Source organism: Paraburkholderia sp. SECH4 (genome assembly GCF_030511745.1).
In the GTDB taxonomy this organism is placed as follows: domain Bacteria; phylum Pseudomonadota; class Gammaproteobacteria; order Burkholderiales; family Burkholderiaceae; genus Paraburkholderia; species Paraburkholderia madseniana.
This window is the reverse complement of the sequence record NZ_JALOCP010000010.1, coordinates 1-16,376: the sequence shown is the minus strand read 5'-3', so window position 1 is coordinate 16,376 and position 16,376 is coordinate 1. Positions and strand designations below refer to the sequence as shown.

The window sequence follows — 16,376 nt, the reverse complement described above, 5'->3', positions numbered from 1 at the left end:
GCCAAGACATCTCATTGACGCAATTGATTTTTCTCTCTCCCGACACGCGCCGTATCGAACGAAATCTGCGGCGCCGCGCACTCGCCCACCAATCCGCTTCGCATTTTTTCGGCTGTCGATATCGGAATTGATTATATAAATCCCGCATTCAGACGACCCTACAATGCGCAGACCGAATTGCCAGGGCGAGTCATGGAGCTGCATCAACTCGAAGCATTTTCGGCGGTTATGTCCGCCGGCAGCATCACCGGTGCGGGACGCTTGCTCGAACGCTCGCAGCCGGCCGTCACGCGTCAGATTCAGGAACTCGAGGCGGATCTCGGCTATGCGCTGTTCAATCGCAACGGTCCGCGTGTGACGCCGACGCATCGCGCGTTTCTGCTTTACGAAGAAGTCGAGCGTTCGCTGATCGGGCTGAGGACCATCGAGCAACGCGCGCGCGCCATCGGTCTCGGCGAAGCGGAACCGCTGCGCGTGGCGGCCACGCCCGCGATGGCGGCCTCGATCGTGCCGCCCGCCATCGCCTCGTTGCCGCCGCTCGGCCACACGCCGCAATTCCAGTTACGCAGTTTGTCGGCGGAACACGTTGTGCATGAAGTCCTGACCCGTACCGCGGATATCGGTCTGGTGACGCTGCCGATTGGGCATGCGGGGCTCGACATCCACTGGATCGCAGAAGCACCCTGCGTGGCGCTTGTGCAGAGTGGCGACCCGCTCGCCACGCAGCCGCACATCGCGCTGCGCGATCTGGCCGACCGGCGCATCGTCACCGTGGCGAACCGGTTTCGGCTGCGGCATCGGATCGACGCGGCGTTCGCGGCTGCGCGCATTTCCGCCAACGTGTTTCTCGAAACCAATGCATCGTTGAACGCTGTGATGGCCGCTCGCGCGGGCGCCGGTGTCGCAATCGTGGATCCCGCCACCGGACTCGGCCTGTCGATCGAAGGCGTGACGGCGCGGCCGCTCGACTGCGCGATTCCGTTCTTCTTCGGCGTCGTGACGCCGGCAGGCAAACCGCGCCGCGCCGCCGTCGACGCATTACTGCAATCTATCGAACATGCGACCCGCGAGCTGCTCGAAGGCGTGGTGCTGCATCCCGCCCAGCAACACGATGCACTGCTACAGCGCGAAACGCGCGTCTCCCGTGCGCGCACCAAACACCCGGAACACACAGCATGAATCGCCTTGCCGCACTCGAAGCCCGCTTGCGTGAAGATCTGCGCTGGCTGGAATTGCCCGCGCCCTCATGGGTCGCGCCACGTTTCGCCGGTGCTGAACGCGTACTCGATGTCGCCGTGATCGGCGGCGGCATGGCGGGTCTCACCGCGGCGGCGGAACTGCGTTGGCTCGGCATCGACAATCTGCAGGTGTTCGACCGCGCGCCATCAGGACGCGAAGGTCCATGGGTATCGTTCGCGCGGATGGAAACGCTGCGCTCGCCCAAGCAACTCACGGGGCCCGCCCTGCGCATGCCGGCCCTCACGTTTCGCGCGTGGTACGAAGCGCAATTCGGCAGCGCCGCGTGGGATGCGCTCTACAAGATTCCGCGGATACAGTGGATGGATTATTTGCGCTGGTACCGCGAGGTGCTCGATCTTCCGGTGCAAAACGACACCACGTTGACCTCACTGCGTCCGCGCGACGACGGCCTGCTTGAACTCGATCTCGCTGATGCGAGTGGGCAACGCACGGTGTTTGCGCGACATGTCGTGCTTGCCACCGGACGCGACGGTTTGGGCGGCCCATCCGTACCGGCTATCGCCAATACGGTTGCACGCCGCTACTGGGCACACTCCGCGGATGTGATCGATTTCGCTGCGTTGGCCGGCAAGCGCGTCGGTGTCGTCGGCGCGGGTGCGTCCGCCTTCGACAATGCCGCGACCGCGCTCGAAGCGGGTGCGGCCGCCGTCGATCTGTTCATCCGCCGTGACGATATTCCGCGCGTGAACAAGCTGACGGGCATCGGCAGTCCGGGGCTTGTGCACGGTTTCGCCGATCTTGACGACACATCCAAATGGCGTTTCCTGCATTACGCACAGGCTGAGCAAACACCGCCGCCAAGAGACAGCGTGCTGCAGGTTTCGCGCCATGCGGGCGCACGCTTTCACGTCGGCAGCCCGCTTGTTGCGCTCAATGAACTCGACGGCGCGCTCGCGGTAACGACGCCGAAAGGCCGCTACGTGGTCGACTTTCTGATCTTCGCGACCGGCTTTCATTCGGATATCGCCACGCGCGCCGAATTCGCGCCGTTCGCCCACTTTGTACGGCGCTGGAAAGATCGTTATCAAGCGGACCCGTCACTGCCTTCGTACGAACTGGCCGAATCGCCGGATCTCGGCGCTGCGTTCGCGTTTCAGGAGCGCGAGTCCGGTACGTGCGCCGCGCTGACGCAGATCCATTGCTTCAATCATGCAGCGAGTCTCAGTCACGGCAAACTCTCCGGCGACATCCCCGCGATCAGCGATGGCGCGCAGCGTCTGGCGCGCGGCATCGCAAGCCGCCTGTTCGACGCGGATCGCGAGCGGCACTACCAGGCGCTGCTCGCCTTCGACACGGCTGAGCTTCGAGGGGACGAATGGACCGACGCGGATGCATCGTCCGACACTTCACGCGCTCGCCTGCAAGCAGAGAACACCGCTGAAAACGCCGCTGAAAACACCGATTAACCAGCCGGAACAGACATGACCGACCTCGCGTCACCGACTCAACCCGCCGCGCCCTCAGGCGCTGACACCATCGATACCATCGACGCCCTCGCCGGCCTGCAAGCCGGCAGCCCGCTCGCCGCGATCCGCCATGCCCGCGACAAAGTCGCGCTGCACACGCAACGCAGCGAAGACGCGTTGTTCGATCCGGCGTTGCCCGACCTGTCGCTGCAGGAACGTTTGTTTGCCGCGTGGTATGCCGCGCGCCTCTCGCTGGCCGACGACCTCGCCGATGCCTACACGGCGAAGCTCATCGCCACTGGCGCACAGCCGACCACGCTCGATGCAATCGAAGCGGGCACACTCGACACCACCACCGACGCTCGCCTGATCGCGATCCTCTCGCACGTCAAGCTGCTGACGATCAAGCCAGTCGAAGCACGCCCCGAGCATCTGCAAACGCTGCAGCAGGCCGGCATCACGACACGCGGCATTGTCGCTTTATCGCAGCTAATTGCGTTCGTCACTTATCAATTGCGCGTGGTAGCGGGCCTGAAGGCATTGCGCGCCGCACAGGAGGCCGCATGAGTCAGGCGAACACCAGTGCATTGCCGGTTGATCCGCTCAACGGCTTCACCTTCGATACCCTCGGCTGGCGCGCATGGCTCGACACGGTCAGCCTCGCCGGCGCCACACTGGAGCAGATCGCCGTGCTCGAAGAGAGCCATCCGCACGCCAGGACCTCCGACTACTATCTGCTGCTGGTCCAACAGGCGGAAATTCTGCGGCAGCGCTCGGGGGTCTTCAACGCGATCATGTATGCGCCAGGCGGCCTGCCGCGCGCCGAGCGTGAACTCGCCAGCACCGTCGTGTCGCGCGTGAACGGCTGCGTGTATTGCGCTTCGGTGCATGCACAACGATTCGGCCAACTCGCGAGGCGGACCGATGCGATCGAACAGGTTTTTGAAGACCCGTCGAGCGCAGGCACCACCGAGCGCGAGCGCGCGATCATCCGGTACGCAATCGAACTGACTGACCACCCTGAAGGCGTCGACGCCGACGCCATCAAGCGGCTCGAAGCAAATGGCCTGACGCACGCGGAGATTCTCGACCTGACTCACGCTATCGCGATCTTCGCGTGGGCCAACCGGCTGATGCTCACGCTTGGAGAACCGGTGTTTCCGCATGCCGAATAGGCCACCGGCCGCATTGCGGTATCCTCACGGGCTCGTTCAGAAGGAGGATGGATTCATGAAGTTTTCGATTTGCGTGGCGGTTGCCGCCCTGACGCTGTCCGCCACCGCGTACGCGCAAACCTCGCAAACCTTTCGCTTCGGCGAAGGCCAGACCTCGCTGCCGTCCGGCAATGCCCATCCGGCACCCGCACCTGGCACGCAGGCCCAACAGCCGCAACCGATGCAGGCCCAGCCGCAACCGCAACCCGCGGAACAGGCTCCGGCCAAGGCCAAGCCGAAGCACAAGGCGAAGCATCACCGACATCATCGCGGGCATGTGACGCAGCCGGACACGTACTCGCATAGCTGATCGGCGAAACGCATGCCGCGCGCACGCGTCTTTGCGACGAAAATCCGTAGCGCCCGGCGCAGCCGCGTGGCCGGGCGCTACGTGCCGTACCTCGCTCGCACCGGTCACCTATGCATCCGCGGATACTGCCTATAAATCGCGGCGATTTTTGACTCGCTTCAAATTCTCGCCCGCGGCGGGCATAGTGAAACGTATCCTCAGACCCACCGGCCACGACAGGACCACGTATGAGCACCACCCGCCCCGCGCCCTCCTCGCCCCATTCAGCCGACTCCACTGCCACGCCGCTGTCCACCGCGCCCTTGATCCGCGATGCCACCGAAGCCGATCTGCCCGCGATCCAGGCGATCTACGCGCACCATGTACTGACCGGCGTCGCTTCGTTCGAAGAAATTCCGCCGTCCGTGGACGACCTGCGTACACGGCTCGCGTCGGTGCGCAGTCACGGGCTGCCGTATATGGTGGCCGAGATCGACGGCGAAGTCGCCGGTTATTGTTACGCGACGCCGTACCGGCCGCGCGCCGCCTATCGCAACACGATCGAAGATTCGATCTACGTCGGCGACGCCTATCGTGGGCGAGGCCTGGGACGCGTGCTTTTGCAGGCGCTGATCGAACGCTGCGAAACCGGACCGTGGCGCCAGATGGTCGCCGTGATCGCCGACGGCGGCAGCGGCGGTTCGCTGTCTCTGCATGCGCAGTTGGGCTTCGAATTGACCGGCACGTTGAAGGCGGTCGGCTTCAAGCACGGCCGGTGGCTCGACACCACGCTGATGCAGCGGACGTTGGGCGTAGGCGATTCGACCGTGCCGGACGACGTGGCGCGTTAAAATCCCCCCATGCCCAAAACGCCGCCCCCCATTCCGCCCTCGCCCGACGCCCCGAGCGTTCCGGCAAGCGCCACGCCGCGCAACGAATACACGGTCGACGAACTCGCGCGCGTGTCCGACACCACCGTGCGCAACGTGCGCGCCTATCAGGACCGCGGCCTGCTCGAGCCGCCGGAAAAACGCGGCCGGGTCGGCGTGTATGACGATACGCATGTCTCGCGTCTGAAGCTGATCAACCATCTGCTCACGCGCGGCTACACGCTCGCGAACATCCAGGATCTGATCATGGCCGTCGACGAAGGCCACGATCTGCGTTCGATCCTCGGCCTCGAAACCGCGATCGGCAGCCGCTGGTCGCGCGAACGGCCGAAAAAATACTCGCTGCTCGAACTGCTGCAAATGTTCGGCGACAAAGCCTCGCCGAGCGCCCTCGGCAAAGCGGTCGATCTGGGCTTGCTGGAGCGCGACGGCCTCTCCTTCGTGTCCGGCAGCCCGACGGCGCTGGCCGCCGGCGCGACCATGGCCAAGGAAGGCATTCCGCTCGCCGACCTGCTCGACGCCGTGGGTATCGCCAGACCGCATTTCAATGCGGTCGCCAAGGCGCTGGTCGATCTGGTGGTCCGTCAACTTGATCGCTATGACGCCGACGCCCTGCCGCCGCCCGCCGATGTGCCCGCCCTGGTCGACGCGATCTGGCGTGTGCGACCGCTGGCCATGGTGCTGGTGGAAAGCGAAATGAACCGCGCACTGGAAGAAGCCTCCGGCGATTATCTCGGCGACCGTGTCGCGGCGATCATGGAAAAGAAGCTGGGACACGCGCCCGAAGGCACAGCGGCAAAGAAAGATAAATCCAGGAAATAGCGTTACACGCGGCCATTTGCTCCCGCTAGCGGTGCTGCTCACGTGCGCGGCAAGCGCGTTCCCATTCCGCGCGCAAGCAGGCGCTTTCGTGCCCCGGCCGTTCGCGCGCGTCATATTCAAATCTGCATTGCTTCGTTTGATCGGCGGGACGTCCATGCGACGATCTTCGACTAATCGAACGCAATGGAGATTCGCAGCATGTCCCGTCATACCCGTATTTCGCTACACGTCGCCGCCGCGTTGCTGGCGGCGCTCACCACATTCAGCGCGACCGCGCAGAGCAGCAGCAATGGCAACGGCAGCGAGCCGGCCAACGTGCTGCGCATCGGCTATCAAAAGTCGGGCTTGCTCGCGATCCTCAAGGCGCAAGGCTCACTCGACGAAAAGCTCAAGCCGCTCGGCTACAGCATCAAATGGTTCGAATTTCCGGCCGGCCCGCAACTGCTCGAAGCGCTGAACGCTAACAGCGTCGACTTCGGCTACACCGGCGCGCCGCCACCCGTGTTCGCACAGGCCGGTGGCGTGCGCTTCGTGTATGTCGGCGCGGAGCCGTCAGGGCGTCATGCCGAAGCGATTCTGGTCCGAAGCGATTCCGCGCTGCATAGCGTGGCGGAATTGAAGGGCAAGCGCGTCGCGCTGCAGAAGGGTTCGAGCGCGAACTATCTGCTGCTCGAAGCGCTGAAAAAAGCCGGCCTGCGTTACGAAGACGTTCGCCCGGTCTATCTGGCACCCGCCGATGCGCGCGCCGCCTTCGAAAGCGGCACCGTCGATGCATGGGCAATCTGGGACCCTTACTACGCGTCCGCACAGCAGGCGCTGAAGGCGCGCACGCTGGTCGATTATTCGGAGCTCAACAGCCCCTATAACTTCTATGAGGCCACGCGCGACTTCGCGCAGCAGCATCCGGATGTGATCGGAGCGATTCTTGGGCAGTTGCGCACCACAGGCCTATGGGTGAATGACCATCCGGTGGAAACTGCCGCGCTGATCGCGCCGAAGGTCGGTCTCGATCAGAAGCTGGTCGAAACCTGGGTGCGCCGCTATCCGTACGGCACCACCGCCGTGACCGACGAGATCGTGCGCTCGCAGCAGGTCGTCGCAGATGCGTTCTACGGCGCGCATCTGATTCCGCAGAAAATCACGGTGAAGGACAACGTCTGGCAGAACCGCGAGATTGCAGCCAGTCTTGCGGGGAAATAGACGTCGGCGGCTCGAATAACACAGCATGACCGGTTACTTCGCCATCCATATCAAATCGAGCCATGACACCAGGTCAGCTCGATGAATAATTTCTCAGCTCGACGCCACGTTTCACTGGCCCCCGTCATTCAATCGATGACGGGGTCATAACGACACGCTCCCCCCACGTCCTTTCGCGACGCTGCCCGCCCTTCGCATCCGGAAACTCAATCTGTCAAAAAGGTTGCACCGGTAGAACTTTCATGTTGCGAAGCGGTCCCTTCTCCGCACGCTTCAAGCGCGTCATTTTCCGGATACCTGTTCGTCGCTCGCGTTACGCGGAGGCGCGGTATTCACGCTTTAATGAACCACGCGGCGAACAACTCGCCGCCGCTTAATAAATCAGGACCGTCAAGGCCATGCAGAATCTACTCGCTGGGATCCACTCCAACCGGTGGGCCTTCCTTTGGGACGCACTCACCACGATCTCGATGCACCTGTGCGCCGCCGCATTGATCTTAGTGGTGGGCTGGTGGGTCGCCCGCCGCGTCGCACGCTCGCTCAACCGGCTGCTCGCGAGCCAATCGCGCATGGACGCCACGCTGCGTCCGGTCATCTGCGACACCTGCCTGTGGAGCATTCGCGTCGTCTCGATCATTGGCGCGCTGTCGCAACTGGGTATCCAGACGGCGAGCATTGTCGCCGTGCTCGGCGCCGCCGGCCTCGCTATCGGTCTCGCGCTGCAGGGCACGATGCAAAACATCGCGGCCGGCATCATGCTGTTGCTGCTGCGGCCGTTCAAGGTGGGCGATTCGATTGAGGCGGGCACGGGCACCGTCGCGGGCACCGTCGAAGAAATCAGCCTGTTCACGACGCGTCTCACGAAATCCGACGGCATTTGCGAATACGTGCCGAACAGCGCGCTTTGGAGCAATTCAATCCGCAATTACAACCGCAATCCGACTCGCCGCCTCGACCTGGAAGTGGAAATCTCGGTGCGTGACGACGTCGACCAGGCGCTGGCCGCACTGCGCAATCTCGCCATTGCCGACCCGCGCGTGCTGCCCAAGCCCGTGCCGCAAGTGATGGTGGCCCGTTTCGACGACAGCACCGTGGTCCTGAACATCCGCGTGTGGGCCACCATCGACGCGTTCTGGGACATACGCTGGGACCTCGCTCGCCAGGTCCGTCAAACGCTCAACGACGCGCAATGCGGCTTGCCGGTTCGCACACGTGAACTGCATATCGTGCAAAACAACGACCCGGACGAGTCTGCAGCGACTCGCGCAACTGCCGCGCCGCAGACTGCGATGCAATAACGCGTCAAAGCTGCAAGCCGGGCGGGTTTCCAAAGCGAATCCGCCCGGAATTTTTCACATAACGGAACGACCCAGCCTCCCGCATCAGTCTCGAAGCCCGCTCCGGCCAGCGCCGTGCCCGCCTGGGTCTTGTGCCACAACCTTCTCCACGTCATAGAGTTCCCCGTCTAACCCGCTGCTTGCGTCATCCGTTGACAGCCTCTATTGTTACATCAACCAATGTAACAGTTAAGAGCAAACAACAAGGAGACGGATCGGATGAACGCACGCATGATGCCCCCCGACGACGCGGCGCCCAACGCATCCGCGCCCGTCGATACCGATATCGCCATCATTGGCTCCGGCTTTGCGGGTCTCGGCATGGCGATTCGCCTGCGGCAAGCCGGCATGACTGATTTCATCATCGCCGAAAAGGCCGAGTCGGTCGGCGGCACCTGGCGCGACAACCACTACCCCGGTTGTGCCTGCGACGTGCAATCTCACGTCTATTCGTTCTCCTTCGCCCCGAATCCGCGCTGGACCCGCATGTTCGCGCGTCAGCCGGAAATTCGCGCATATCTGGAAGAATGCACGCAACGCTTCGGCATCCAGCGTCATCTGCGCTTCGGCCATGAACTGGCCTCCGCGATCTACGACGAAACCCGCCACCGCTGGCAACTGACGTTCGCGAACGGCCAGCAATGGTCGGCGCGAGTGCTGATCTCGGGCATGGGCGGACTATCGCGCGCGGCCCTGCCGAACATTCCCGGCATCGAGAAATTCAAGGGTAAAGCGTTCCACTCGCAGCACTGGGACCACACCTATCCGCTCGAAGGCAAACGCGTCGCCGTGATCGGCACCGGTGCGAGCGCGATCCAGTTCGTGCCGCAGATCGCGCCGCGCGTCTCGCATCTGAACCTGTTCCAGCGCACGCCGCCGTGGATCATGCCCAAGGCCGACCGCGCGGTGAAACCGTTTGAACAGTGGTTGTTCAAGCATCTGCCGTTCACGCAGAAGATCATGCGCTCGGCGCTCTACTGCATGCTCGAATCGCGCGCCTTCGGCTTCGCGATTCATCCTTCGCTGATGAAGACCGCGCAGAAAGTCGCGGAGCGGCATCTGCGTCGCCAGGTGCCCGATCCACAATTGCGCGCCACGCTCACACCGAACTACACGATGGGCTGCAAGCGCATCCTGATCTCGAACGACTACTTCCCGGCGCTGTCTCGCCAGAACGTGTCGGTGACGACCACCGGCATCGCCCGCGTCGAAGAAGATGCGGTGATCACGTCCGACGGTGCACGTCATCCGGCCGATTGCCTGATCTTCGGCACCGGCTTTCAGGTGGCCGATCCGTTTCCGGCGGGCGTGGTGCGTGGCCGTGGCGGCGTCGATATCGTCGATACGTGGCGCGATGGCGCGCATGCGTATCTCGGTACGACACTGCCTGGTTATCCGAACTTCTTCATGATCGTCGGACCGAACACCGGCCTCGGTCACAACTCGATGGTGTTCATGATCGAGTCGCAGGTCGAGTACGTGCTGCGAGCGCTGAAGACGATGAACGCGGAACGCGCCGATGCGATCGAAGTGCGTCCGCATGTCGAGCGTGCCTATAACGAACAGATCCAGCAGAAACTCGGCCGCGCGATCTGGTCGACGGGCGGCTGCAAGAGCTGGTATCTCGATCCGAAGACCGGCAAGAACACCACGCTGTGGCCAGGATTCGCCTACAAATTCCGCCAGGCGACCAGCACCTTCAGCATGGACGATTACCTCGCGTATTCGCCCGCGGCGCAAGCGCTGAGTGGACATGGGAGTTCGCAACAACAGCCTGTGCATGCACACGGGAATGTGGCCACCAGGGCACCCACGACATCCGCGGAAGCAACCTGATAAAAGCACGACCCGAATAAACATAACGACAAGGCACCGTTCAGAGAGGACAGGAGATAAGCCAATGAAGAACTTCACCGACAGAGTAGCCGCGATCACCGGCGCAGGCTCGGGCATGGGCCGTTCGCTCGCGATCCGGCTGGCGCGCGAAGGCTGCCACCTCGCGCTCGCCGATCGCAATGCCGCGAGCCTCGCCGAAACCGCGCAACTCGCTCAGGCTGCCGCGCCACATATCGTCGGTTCGCCGCTGCGCATCACCACGCGTGTGCTCGACGTGTCGGACCGTGCCGCGATGTTCGAATGGGCCGCCGAAACGGCCGCACAACATCAGCGCGTGAACCTCGTGTTCAACAACGCGGGCGTGGCATTGTCGAGCACCATCGAAGGCATGGAGTACGCCGACCTGGAGTGGATCGTCGGCATCAATTTCTGGGGCGTGGTGCACGGCACGAAGGCGTTTCTGCCGTATATCAAGGCATCCGGTGCGGGACACATCGTCAATACATCGAGTGTGTTTGGCCTCTTCTCGCAGCCCGGCATGAGCGGCTACAACGCGACCAAGTTCGCCGTGCGCGGCTTTACCGAAGCATTGCGCCAGGAACTCGATCTGATGAAGTGCGGTGTGTCGGCCACCTGCGTGCATCCGGGCGGCATTCGCACGAGCATCGCGCAGTCGAGCCGGATCTCGTCGAACATGGTCGGCTTCATGCTGGAAAACGAACAGCAAGGCAAGGACGACTTCGAGAAGTTTTTCATTACCACCGCCGACGAAGCCGCACGCGTAATTCTCGACGGCGTGCGCAAGAACAAGCGGCGCGTACTGATCGGCCGCGATGCGCGCGCCGCCGACTGGCTGGCGCGTACGTTGCCGGCCGCCTATCAGGCGCTGGTCGTGATGCAGACGCGCCGCATGAAACGCATTGCGGAAAAGCGCGCACGCCGCGCCGCGCAGGTGGACGGCCGGCGTGCGTAATGCGTTGCCCGCCACACGACGAGCACGATCAACAGGACATAAAGGATTACAAGGAGAATGGTCATGATGCCGGTTCGCCGCGACCTCCGCTTCAACTTGCCGCCCGAACGTGCCTCCGATTGGCACGTGCAGGGCTCGCATGTGACACACTTCTTCAATGCGCTTTCGCTGCTATTCCCTGCCGGCGAACGTTTCTTCATGGACAGCGTGCGCAACTACCGCGACCAGATCGACGACCCCGTGCTGAAGAAGCAGGTACTCGGCTTCATCGGCCAGGAGGCGATGCATACGCGCGAGCACATCGAATACAACGATCTGTTGCAGGAAGCGGGTTTGCCCGCGCATAAGCTCGACAAACGCCTGTGGGCGATTCTCAACTTTGGCCGCAAGATCCTGCCGCATTCGTATCAACTCGCGGTCACGGTCTGCCTCGAGCATTACACGGCGATGCTGGCGGGCCTGCTGCTGGAGGACGCATCGCGTATCGGTGGTTCGGTCGAAGGCTATACGCAGATGTGGACGTGGCATGCGCTCGAAGAAACCGAACACAAATCGGTTTCGTACGACGTGTGGAATGCGGTACTGAAGCCCGGCCTCGGACGCTATCTGCTGCGCACCGGCACGATGCTCGCCACTACGCTGACCTTCTGGCTGATCGTGTTCGACTTCCACGTGCGCCTGCTAATCGCCGATCGCAAACGCGCCGGCCATATCCGCGGCATGTGGCGCGTCGTGAAGTATCTGTACGGCCCGCGTCATGGCGTGTTTCCGCGTATTGCCGGTGAATGGCTGAGCTTTTTCCGGCCGGGCTTCCATCCGTGGGATCACGACAATCGCGCGCAACTGTCGCGCATCGACGGGCTCATCGCCGCGGTCGACGCCACCAACGCGACCACGCCAAGCGCACGCAAGGCCGCGCGACGCGGCGTGCAGGCGGCCGCGTGATACGCGACACGCTGTCGGTCGAGGCCGGCGACGTGCGGCTCGCGGTCTATGTGAGTGGGCCGCGCGACGCGCCGCCGATCGTGCTGGTGCACGGTTATCCGGATTCGGCGGCGGTGTGGGAACCGGTGCGCGCGCAACTCGACGCACGCTACCGCGTCATCAGTTATGACGTGCGCGGCGCCGGGGCATCCGACGCACCCGAGTCGCGCGCGGCTTACCGGCTCGAACGACTGGCCGCCGATCTCGCGGCCGTCGCCGATGCAACGTGCGGCGCGCGGCCGTTTCACCTGGTCGGCCACGACTGGGGTTCGATTCAAAGCTGGGAAGCGGTCACTGATCCTGTCTTCAAAGGCCGCGTTGCGTCGTACACATCGATCTCCGGGCCGTGCCTCGATCATGCGTCTTTCGGCTTACGCGGCGCCGGCGCCGATCGTGCGGAACAGTCCGATGCACATCACGCAGCAAAGCGCCCGTTCGGCAGCGGCCTTCGGCAAACACTCAGATCCTGGTACATCTTCTTCTTTCACGTGCCGTTGCTGCCGGAGTTGGTATGGCGCGCCGGCGGCGCACGCATGTGGCCGTTATGGCTGCGCCTGACCGAACGGGTGCGCCCTGAACGCGATCCTGCGCAGATGCGCAATGCGATCAACGGCCTGAATCTTTATCGCGCCAATTTCATCGACAAATTGCTGCGCCCGCGTGCGCGCCATGCGCATGCGCCGGTGCAATTCATCGTGCCGCTGCGCGATCGCTACGTCGGGCCCGAACTCTCCATTGGACTCGAAGGCTGGCTCGGCCCGTATAGCCGCACTGAAATCGATGCCGGCCATTGGGTCGTATTGCGCGAACCCGAGCGTATCGCGGCAGGCATCGAGCGCTTTGTCGAGCAGCACCGGTTGCAGCAGCCAGCAGACAACGGCGGCCCCGGCACCTCGACGGTCAACGCTCGCGCGGCAGACGCGTGAACAGCGTCGGATAGTCGATCACGAGGCCGTCTTCATCCACCGTCAGGTCGGCGGTGAAATTGCGGAAGATGCCCTCATAGCGATACACGCGATTCAACTCGATGCATGAATACGCCTGCTCGGCACGCGTGACCTGTAAATCCGGCGTCGAAATATAGGCCACGGAAATCGGCTGACGCTCGCCTTCGGCCAGTTGCAACCGGCGGATCGGCAACGTGTTCGTATAGGGCGTGGCGGCGATATCGATATCGATGCACCCTTCAATCGCGCTCAGTACGAGGCCATGACCATCGTGCCAATGGCCGGCTCCGTCGCCGTGCAATTCCAGCTCAGCGCCGCCGACGATTTTCAGCCACGCATATGTGGTGCGCCATTGCGCATCGCAGCGCACCTTATAGTGCAAGCCATATTCCTTGCCGTAGCGCTGCCCGACCAGGACGCTTTCCACTGCAAAGCCGTCCGCGCGCGCGTCGAACGCCAGATGTTCGAAGCCGTCGCCCTCTTCCGATGCCCACCTTAATTCACGCATCAGCCTGTCTCCTTGTGGAACGGCGCGGCAAACGCGCCGGGTTTCTATCGTAGCGCGAAAGCTTTCGGTTCGCCGACGCATCGTTTTTCGGCTTTCGGCTCTCTGGCGCGCAAGTGTCGCAAATAGCCACTATCAACGGCGGCGATGCCCGGCGCGGCGCCAGTAGCCTATGCTCGCGGTTTATTTTCAACCTGACCCGCTGCGCGCCTCACCTGCCCGCGGCAAAGTCGCGCCGCATCGAATCCGCCGCCCTCAAACCATGCACGCCGCCGCAACCGAAGCACAATCCGCCGCCTTGCGCACCTTGCTGCGCAGTTTTGGCCAGGTCGTGCTGCAACCGAACGCATTCACCGGCGCGTACCTGCTGGGCGCGTGGCTGCTATACGATCCACGTCTCGCCTGCGCGGCGCTGATTGGCGCGATCGCGGCCAACGTGAGCGCGGTGCTGGCCGGCTATCGCGAGCACGACACTCGCGCGGGCCTGCACGGCTTCAATGGCGCGCTGGCCGGTCTCGCCGCGTTCAGCTTCATCGCCGAAAACGCGACGGCCGCCGCCGTGGCCATTCTGGCTGCGACAGGCACGGCATGGCTGCTGGAACCGTGGTCGCGCTGGTTGCGCGCGCGTGGTCTCGGCTATTTCTCGAGCCCCTGTTTGATCGTCACGTGGCTTTGGCTGCCGCTCGTGACTCGTGTCGCCCAGCAAGCGAGCCTCGCCACTGAGCCCACGCTCAGCGCGGTGCAATTGAGCAGCGGCTTATTCGCCGGATTCGCGCAAACCGGCTTTGCGTCCGGCGCGTTGCCAGGTGTGCTCGTATGGATCGGCATTGCGGCTGCGTCAAGACGGCACGCGCTGTGGGCGCTGGTCGGCGCGGGCTTCGCGAGCGTCATGCACCTCCTGCTCGGCGCGAGTGCAAGCTCGTTCGACGCAGGCCTGTTAGGATTCAACGGCGCGCTGACCGCGATCGCGCTGGCCGATTGCGGCATTGCGATGACGCTTGGGGGTGTTGTGCTTTCGGTCGTGCTGCAGATGGCGACGGCTTACTATGCGTTGCCGGCCATGACCGCGCCGTTCGTACTCGCGACGTGGAGCATGCAGTGGCTCACTGGCCGTTTTACGCGCGGTACGGCGATGCCCGAACCGCCGGAGCACGCCGAAGCCGGAAGGCGTGTGACGCCACCGGCATCAGTCAGGCGCCTGGGTTAGCGCTGCGGGTTTGGACCACAGGCTTAAACCGCAGATATGGGCCGCGGGCTTGAGCCGCAGGTTTGGGTGCAGATTTAGACCGCAGATCCAAGCCGCAGGTTTAGCCCCTGGACCTAGGCCACCGTCCCAGCCCATCATGCAATCTCAGGAGACAGACATGTCGTTCACCCACATGCCCACCGGCCGTGTCACCGAGGCGGGGCCAAGATCCGAAGCGGAACAGCAGACCCGTGTCGACCTGGCCGCCGCCTATCGCCTCGCGGCGCTCAACGGCTGGGACGATCTGGTCTACACGCATATCTCGGCCAGCGTTCCCGGCGAACCCGGCCACTTCCTGATCAACCCGTTCGGCCTCGCGTTCGACGAAGTGTGCGCATCGAACCTGGTGAAGATCGATATCAAAGGCAACATCGTCGGCGCGAGCGAGCATCCGGTCAACGCCACGGGCTTCGCGCTGCACGCCGCTGTGCACGCGGCACGTGCCGATGCTTTCTGCGTGATGCATTTGCACAATACGGCAGGCGTGGCAGTTTCCGCACAACCCGCCGGCTTGCTGCCGGCGTCGCAACATGCGCTGCGTTTTTACGGCCACCTCGCGTATCACGATTACGAAGGCCTCGCCTTCACGCCGACCGAAGGCGAACGCCTCGTCGCACATCTCGCCGACAAACCAGCCATGCTGTTGCGCAATCACGGCACGTTGACCGCCGGCCGCACCGTCGCCGAAGCCTATGTACTGATGGCGACGCTGATCAAGGCCTGCGAAATCCAGTTGCAGGCGCAAGCATGCGGCAGCGAGCTTGTCGTGCCGGGCGATGCCGTAGCCGCTCGCACTGCCGACCAACTGTACGACGGCGGGGCGATCGAAGGCGCACTGGAATGGCCTGCTTTGCTACGCAAGCTCGACCGGCTCGATCGCACGTACCGCGATTAAATTCACTTTTCAACATCACTCATCACGGAGTCACGCAATGCCCACGTTTCATATCGAACTCTTCGAAGGCCGCTCGGTGGAACAGAAACGCCAGTTCGTCGAAGCCATTACCAAAGCGACTTGCGAATCGCTCGGCGTCGAACCGGACTCAGTGGACATCATCCTCACCGACGTCAAACGCGAAAACTGGGCAACGGGTGGGCGTTTGTGGTCCGAAGCGGACGCGTAATTGTCCGTATTTGCCATCCAACGTCTTAATCCTGTCCGATTGTCACAACAGATTCGCGCCCCCTGAGCTGAAAAAGCCGGCACTGGGTCAATCGGTGGGCGGTAACGCGAGACGGGGCGCGTCAAGACTGAACCGAAGTCCGTGCGCCGCAGAAAATGCTGCGCGCGTTGCGCGCGCAGCAGGAACTTCTGAGCGACGCGTATCTGAAACGCGTCGCCGTGGGGGGGGGGGCCCACCCCCCCCCCCCACCCCGGACAGATAAACGGGGGCTGAGTCCCCCGCCAGGCGCGCAAAGGCGGCGGGACGAGGGCGGCGCGCGGGTAGGACCCACACCCCGAAGCGC

General features: G+C 63.4%; 17 protein-coding genes. 16 read left to right on the top strand and 1 reads right to left on the bottom strand.

What is annotated here, in order from left to right:
• Positions 1-192: 192 nt before the first annotated feature.
• The 13 genes from M0D67_RS15795 (at position 193) to M0D67_RS15735 (ending at position 13,137) form a co-directional block, all read left to right on the top strand.
• Positions 193-1,179 carry a LysR family transcriptional regulator gene (locus tag M0D67_RS15795; RefSeq protein ID WP_266239153.1) on the top strand — a complete coding sequence of 329 codons (987 nt, stop codon included), beginning with the start codon at positions 193-195 and terminating at the stop codon, positions 1,177-1,179.
• Complete coding sequence (locus M0D67_RS15790; protein ID WP_266239152.1) at positions 1,176-2,666, top strand: NAD(P)-binding domain-containing protein; 1,491 nt, start codon at positions 1,176-1,178, stop codon at positions 2,664-2,666. The genes M0D67_RS15795 and M0D67_RS15790 overlap by 4 nt, the downstream gene beginning before the upstream one ends.
• A gap of 15 nt (positions 2,667-2,681) precedes the next feature.
• A complete protein-coding gene (locus M0D67_RS15785; RefSeq protein ID WP_154561585.1) occupies positions 2,682-3,233 on the top strand; it encodes a CMD domain protein in 552 nt (183 codons plus the stop codon).
• Positions 3,230-3,841, top strand: coding sequence for a peroxidase-related enzyme (locus M0D67_RS15780; RefSeq protein WP_154561587.1), 612 nt, complete (start codon positions 3,230-3,232; stop codon positions 3,839-3,841). The genes M0D67_RS15785 and M0D67_RS15780 overlap by 4 nt, the downstream gene beginning before the upstream one ends.
• A 55-nt stretch (positions 3,842-3,896) precedes the next feature.
• Positions 3,897-4,190 (top strand): hypothetical protein, encoded by a 294-nt coding sequence (locus M0D67_RS15775; RefSeq protein ID WP_171929464.1) that lies wholly within the window; start codon positions 3,897-3,899, stop codon positions 4,188-4,190.
• Between the two features lie 227 nt (positions 4,191-4,417).
• Positions 4,418-5,020, top strand: a complete 603-nt coding sequence (locus tag M0D67_RS15770; protein ID WP_266239151.1) for a GNAT family N-acetyltransferase — start codon at positions 4,418-4,420, stop codon at positions 5,018-5,020.
• Positions 5,021-5,029: 9 nt separating this feature from the next.
• Positions 5,030-5,881, top strand: a complete 852-nt coding sequence (locus tag M0D67_RS15765; protein WP_266239150.1) for a MerR family transcriptional regulator — start codon at positions 5,030-5,032, stop codon at positions 5,879-5,881.
• 198 nt (positions 5,882-6,079) lie between these two features.
• Complete coding sequence (locus tag M0D67_RS15760) at positions 6,080-7,081, top strand: sulfonate ABC transporter substrate-binding protein (protein ID WP_171929434.1); 1,002 nt, start codon at positions 6,080-6,082, stop codon at positions 7,079-7,081.
• A 398-nt stretch (positions 7,082-7,479) separates the two neighbouring features.
• On the top strand, positions 7,480-8,379 hold the full coding sequence (locus tag M0D67_RS15755) for a mechanosensitive ion channel family protein (protein WP_266239149.1): 900 nt from the start codon (positions 7,480-7,482) through the stop codon (positions 8,377-8,379).
• 258 nt (positions 8,380-8,637) lie between these two features.
• Complete coding sequence (locus tag M0D67_RS15750; RefSeq protein WP_154567527.1) at positions 8,638-10,254, top strand: NAD(P)/FAD-dependent oxidoreductase; 1,617 nt, start codon at positions 8,638-8,640, stop codon at positions 10,252-10,254.
• 64 nt (positions 10,255-10,318) lie between these two features.
• Positions 10,319-11,227, top strand: a complete 909-nt coding sequence (locus M0D67_RS15745; protein ID WP_171929437.1) for an SDR family oxidoreductase — start codon at positions 10,319-10,321, stop codon at positions 11,225-11,227.
• A gap of 63 nt (positions 11,228-11,290) precedes the next feature.
• Positions 11,291-12,172 carry a metal-dependent hydrolase gene (locus M0D67_RS15740; protein ID WP_171929438.1) on the top strand — a complete coding sequence of 294 codons (882 nt, stop codon included), beginning with the start codon at positions 11,291-11,293 and terminating at the stop codon, positions 12,170-12,172.
• Complete coding sequence (locus M0D67_RS15735) at positions 12,169-13,137, top strand: alpha/beta fold hydrolase (RefSeq protein WP_266239148.1); 969 nt, start codon at positions 12,169-12,171, stop codon at positions 13,135-13,137. The genes M0D67_RS15740 and M0D67_RS15735 overlap by 4 nt, the downstream gene beginning before the upstream one ends.
• On the opposite strand, the gene M0D67_RS15730 is transcribed toward M0D67_RS15735, so the two are convergent.
• Positions 13,112-13,666: a putative glycolipid-binding domain-containing protein gene (locus M0D67_RS15730; RefSeq protein WP_200566008.1), complete on the bottom strand. Its 555-nt coding sequence runs from the start codon at positions 13,664-13,666 to the stop codon at positions 13,112-13,114. The genes M0D67_RS15735 and M0D67_RS15730 overlap by 26 nt on opposite strands.
• Before the next feature lie 259 nt (positions 13,667-13,925).
• Between M0D67_RS15730 and M0D67_RS15725 the strand changes: the two genes are divergently transcribed.
• The 3 genes from M0D67_RS15725 to M0D67_RS15715 all read left to right on the top strand — a co-directional run bounded on the left by M0D67_RS15725 (position 13,926) and on the right by M0D67_RS15715 (position 16,033).
• Positions 13,926-14,870 carry an urea transporter gene (locus M0D67_RS15725; protein WP_266239147.1) on the top strand — a complete coding sequence of 315 codons (945 nt, stop codon included), beginning with the start codon at positions 13,926-13,928 and terminating at the stop codon, positions 14,868-14,870.
• Between the two features lie 157 nt (positions 14,871-15,027).
• Positions 15,028-15,804 carry a class II aldolase/adducin family protein gene (locus M0D67_RS15720; protein WP_266239146.1) on the top strand — a complete coding sequence of 259 codons (777 nt, stop codon included), beginning with the start codon at positions 15,028-15,030 and terminating at the stop codon, positions 15,802-15,804.
• Positions 15,800-16,033: a 4-oxalocrotonate tautomerase gene (locus M0D67_RS15715; RefSeq protein ID WP_266239207.1), complete on the top strand. Its 234-nt coding sequence runs from the start codon at positions 15,800-15,802 to the stop codon at positions 16,031-16,033. The genes M0D67_RS15720 and M0D67_RS15715 overlap by 5 nt, the downstream gene beginning before the upstream one ends.
• Positions 16,034-16,376 lie beyond the last annotated feature (343 nt).

Excerpts from the sequence above, each read along its gene's own strand:
- M0D67_RS15795 (WP_266239153.1), top strand. The coding sequence starts at position 193 with ATGGAGCTGCATCAACTCGAAGCATTTTCGGCGGTTATGTCCGCCGGC.
- M0D67_RS15790 (WP_266239152.1), top strand. The coding sequence starts at position 1,176 with ATGAATCGCCTTGCCGCACTCGAAGCCCGCTTGCGTGAAGATCTGCGC.
- M0D67_RS15785 (WP_154561585.1), top strand. The coding sequence starts at position 2,682 with ATGACCGACCTCGCGTCACCGACTCAACCCGCCGCGCCCTCAGGCGCT.
- M0D67_RS15780 (WP_154561587.1), top strand. The coding sequence starts at position 3,230 with ATGAGTCAGGCGAACACCAGTGCATTGCCGGTTGATCCGCTCAACGGC.
- M0D67_RS15775 (WP_171929464.1), top strand. The coding sequence starts at position 3,897 with ATGAAGTTTTCGATTTGCGTGGCGGTTGCCGCCCTGACGCTGTCCGCC.
- M0D67_RS15770 (WP_266239151.1), top strand. The coding sequence starts at position 4,418 with ATGAGCACCACCCGCCCCGCGCCCTCCTCGCCCCATTCAGCCGACTCC.
- M0D67_RS15765 (WP_266239150.1), top strand. The coding sequence starts at position 5,030 with ATGCCCAAAACGCCGCCCCCCATTCCGCCCTCGCCCGACGCCCCGAGC.
- M0D67_RS15760 (WP_171929434.1), top strand. The coding sequence starts at position 6,080 with ATGTCCCGTCATACCCGTATTTCGCTACACGTCGCCGCCGCGTTGCTG.
- M0D67_RS15755 (WP_266239149.1), top strand. The coding sequence starts at position 7,480 with ATGCAGAATCTACTCGCTGGGATCCACTCCAACCGGTGGGCCTTCCTT.
- M0D67_RS15750 (WP_154567527.1), top strand. The coding sequence starts at position 8,638 with ATGAACGCACGCATGATGCCCCCCGACGACGCGGCGCCCAACGCATCC.
- M0D67_RS15745 (WP_171929437.1), top strand. The coding sequence starts at position 10,319 with ATGAAGAACTTCACCGACAGAGTAGCCGCGATCACCGGCGCAGGCTCG.
- M0D67_RS15740 (WP_171929438.1), top strand. The coding sequence starts at position 11,291 with ATGATGCCGGTTCGCCGCGACCTCCGCTTCAACTTGCCGCCCGAACGT.
- M0D67_RS15730 (WP_200566008.1), bottom strand. The coding sequence starts at position 13,666 with ATGCGTGAATTAAGGTGGGCATCGGAAGAGGGCGACGGCTTCGAACAT.
- M0D67_RS15725 (WP_266239147.1), top strand. The coding sequence starts at position 13,926 with ATGCACGCCGCCGCAACCGAAGCACAATCCGCCGCCTTGCGCACCTTG.
- M0D67_RS15720 (WP_266239146.1), top strand. The coding sequence starts at position 15,028 with ATGTCGTTCACCCACATGCCCACCGGCCGTGTCACCGAGGCGGGGCCA.